The sequence below is a fragment of the Bacteriovorax sp. DB6_IX genome (assembly GCF_000447775.1).
Taxonomy (GTDB): Bacteria; Bdellovibrionota; Bacteriovoracia; order Bacteriovoracales; family Bacteriovoracaceae; genus Halobacteriovorax_A.
Window position 1 is genome coordinate 1 of the sequence record NZ_AUNJ01000456.1, and the last position, 3,408, is coordinate 3,408.

6 protein-coding genes are annotated in these 3,408 nt (G+C 38.8%); 3 read left to right on the top strand and 3 right to left on the bottom strand.

The window, feature by feature from the left end:
* A partial coding sequence (locus M901_RS14105) for a ClpX C4-type zinc finger protein (RefSeq protein ID WP_021278884.1) occupies positions 1-407 on the bottom strand: 407 nt, incomplete at its 3' end.
* A gap of 34 nt (positions 408-441) precedes the next feature.
* On the bottom strand, positions 442-1,035 hold the full coding sequence (locus M901_RS14110; RefSeq protein WP_034722412.1) for an ATP-dependent Clp protease proteolytic subunit: 594 nt from the start codon (positions 1,033-1,035) through the stop codon (positions 442-444).
* A gap of 329 nt (positions 1,036-1,364) precedes the next feature.
* Here M901_RS14110 and M901_RS14115 point away from each other — a divergent pair, with 329 nt between their 5' ends.
* From M901_RS14115 to M901_RS14125, 3 genes are all read left to right on the top strand, one after another.
* Entirely contained in the window at positions 1,365-1,967 is a 603-nt protein-coding gene (locus M901_RS14115; protein WP_021278885.1) for a peroxiredoxin, read from the top strand.
* 76 nt (positions 1,968-2,043) lie between these two features.
* Positions 2,044-2,652 carry a DedA family protein gene (locus M901_RS14120; protein WP_021278882.1) on the top strand — a complete coding sequence of 203 codons (609 nt, stop codon included), beginning with the start codon at positions 2,044-2,046 and terminating at the stop codon, positions 2,650-2,652.
* 140 nt (positions 2,653-2,792) lie between these two features.
* Entirely contained in the window at positions 2,793-3,128 is a 336-nt protein-coding gene (locus tag M901_RS14125; protein ID WP_157680035.1) for a hypothetical protein, read from the top strand.
* 45 nt (positions 3,129-3,173) lie between these two features.
* Here the strand turns inward: M901_RS14125 and M901_RS14130 are convergent.
* Positions 3,174-3,408: YceI family protein (locus tag M901_RS14130; protein ID WP_021278881.1), on the bottom strand; the 235-nt coding region annotated here is incomplete at its 5' end.

Consider the following 3,408-nt stretch of genomic DNA (forward strand, 5'->3'; position numbering starts at 1 on the left):
TTTGCTAGAGATTGAGCAATAAGAGTCTTACCTGATCCCGTTGGACCAGCAAGAAGAATATTTGACTTAGCTAATTCTACAGCATCGTCCTTTCTCTTAGCATCACCATGAGCAATTCTCTTGTAGTGGTTATGAACAGCAACAGAAATAATTTTCTTCGCTCTATCTTGTCCAATAACATATTGGTCAAGGTGGGCCTTAATCTCATGTGGTTTAGGAACATTGTCCAGCGCTGCTTTAGAAGCAGACTTCACAGAGTCTTCAAAGATGATTTCATTACAAAGCTCGATACACTCATCACAGATATAAACACCTGGACCAGCGATCAGCTTCTTAACTTCTCTTTGGGATTTCCCGCAGAAGTTACAGTTTAGCGAGCTGTTGTAATTTCCCTTTTCTTTAGACATTCTGAATCCTTTTTTATTTTATTATATAATTATCTTATTTCTTTGGTTCAATAACGCTATCGATAATCCCCAGTTCAATTGCATGTTGTGGAGACATATAGTTATCTCTATCTGTTTCAGTTACGATCTTATCCATCGTCATCTCAACAGCAGAGTGCTTAATATAGATACCATTCAATTGGTCTTTAAGATCTTGGATCTCTTTTGCCTGAATTTGGATATCAGAACATTGTCCTTGTGCTCCACCAAGTGGTTGGTGAATCATAATTCTTGAGTGTGGCATCGCGTGTCTGTGTCCCTTCTCTCCAGCAGTCAGAAGTAGTGAGCCCATTGAAGCTGCCATACCTACGCAGTAAGTATAAACAGGACAAGAAACGTGTTGCATAATATCGTAAATCCCAAGTCCAGCGTAAACGCTTCCACCTGGTGAATTAATATAAAAATGAATTGGATCTTCTGGGTTATCCTGCTCTAAGAATAGCATCTGAGCAATAAGAAGGTTTGCAACTGTATCATTTACCTGAGTTCCTAGAAAGATAATTCTATCTAAAAGAAGGCGTGAGTAGATATCATATTGTCTCTCTCCTCTCGATGTTTGTTCAATAACGATTGGATTTGGAATGTGCATCTTTGGATGTGTACTCATATATTTTTCTCTCCCAGAAAATCGACTTTATTTAGTCCTTGTGGAATTTCCTATTATTCAATCTTACTAATCGGTGCCCTGCTTAAAACCTTTAGAATTTTATAAGTTTATTTGCTGCAAGTTGGAAATTTCTTGGGAATTCCCAAGTCGCCTATATTATTAGAAAAAATCTAGTTTAAAAATCAAAAATTTAACGTTGCCTGTCTTGAATTTGACGTGAATTCGGTCTATCGTTGTTGGGAAAATACGACAATTTTTAACCGGTTTTGACTAATCTAGTCAACAACCTTAACACAATATTGGAGAACACTATGACAGAAACAGTTTATCCTACATCACTAGTAAGTAAAGCTGCACCAGAATTCAAAGGTAACGCAGTTGTTAACGGTCAAATTAAAGAAATCTCTCTTTCTGATTACAAAGGAAAGTGGAAAGTTCTTTTCTTTTACCCACTAGACTTTACATTTGTATGTCCAACAGAGATCACAGCATTCTCTGACAAGATTCAACTTTTCAAAGACCTTAACTGTGAAGTTATCGCTTGTTCTGTTGACTCTGCATTCTCTCACCTAGCTTGGACTCAACAACCAAGAAACAAAGGTGGACTTGGAGAAATCAACTTCCCAATTCTTGAAGACCTAACTAAAGAAGTATCAAGAAGCTACGGAGCTCTTATGCCAGCAGGTGATGTTGCTTTCAGAGCAACTTATATCATCGATGACAATGACGTTGTTCAACACGTTTCAATCAACAACCTATCAGTTGGTAGAAATGTTGAAGAAGTAGCGAGACTAGTTGACGGTTACCAGTACACAGCTAAGCACGGAGAAGTTTGTCCTGCAGGTTGGAACAAAGGTGCTGACACTATGAAGCCAGATCCAACTGGATCACAAGAGTACTTTAATAAGTTATAATTTTTTATAGCTAAGGGCCCACCTTTGTCGAAGCTTCGGCGAGGACGTGGGCCCTTATTTTAAGAAAAGGTCCCATATGGAATTTTTTAACGAAGCAATGATGATGATTAACGCCAACGTGGCCATGGCCCCTTTTATTATTTTTGGGCTACTCTTTCTTGCAGGTTTTAATATTCCCGTTTCCGAGGACCTCATGCTATTCACTGCTGCAATTCTTGCGGCAAAAAACCCAGACTATATGTGGCCTCTATTCTTTGCAGTCTTTGCTGGTGCCTATATCAGTGATCTTATCTGCTATGGGTTTATTGGACGCTACCTAGGGCCAAAGCTCTTTAAGATAAAGTTCTTTGCCTCTATGATCTCGCCAGAGAAGCTTGATAAAATCAACTCATTCTTTAAGAAGTATGGTGTTTGGACGCTTATCTTTGGACGATTTGTTCCTTTCGGATTTAGAAATGGGCTCTTCCTCTCTGCAGGACTTGGAAAAATGAATGCTTGGAAATTTGCCATTTCAGACCTCATCGCCTGTACAATTTCTTGTGTCAGCTTCTTTGCCATCTATTACAACTATGGTGAGACTGCTATCGAATATGTGAAAAAGAGTAATTACTTCTTCGCAGCGATGGCCGTTGCAGTTGTTGCGGGAGTTCTTTTCAAGAAGAGAAAGCAAGCTAAAGCTTCGTAATTACTAACTTTTCACAAAAACTGTGCAAAGATTACACAAGCCCAAGGTATCAATTGAAATATCACGCAGGCCCATGCATTATTCACAACAGTTGTGAAAAGCACAAGTGATGTAGTTGAAAGCGAGCACAGGAGTTGATGTTGAAGCGAAATACAGTTGTAGCAGCAAAAATTGAAAAATCTAATGTATTACCAATGAATGCATGGAAACAGAATATTGAAATGAAGAAGGAAGAAGAAACTCTTTCTAGCTACTTCTCAATTCTTGGATTTCACGAACTATTCGTCGAGGCCCAGACACTTATTATTGAACTACAAAATAAAGAGATCTCACGTGATATGGGACTTCGAGCAAAGTCCTTACTCAAAGAATTCCAAAAGAGAACTCAAAACCAAAGTCACGGTCTTTCTGCGGCGATTGGTCAAGTCACACAAACTCTAGAAAAAAATGTTGAGCGTCTCATAGCGCTTAACTAATCCCTCTCAATAAAAACTAAAAGAGCCCGCGAATGCGGGCTTTTTTTATAGGTCTGCGACTCTTTTCGCTTCAATCCTTAATCTTATTGTGACTTCATCCCCTACTGCTGGTCCGGCCTCCACAAAGTCATTCCACTTAAGTCCAAAATCCTTTCTATTAATTTCTGTTTCGGCCTTAAAGACTATTCTCTTTACATCATATGCCATGACACTTCCAAGGTACTTCCCTTTTAAAATCACCTCTTTTGTCACTCCATGAAGAGTCAACTTACCCTGAATT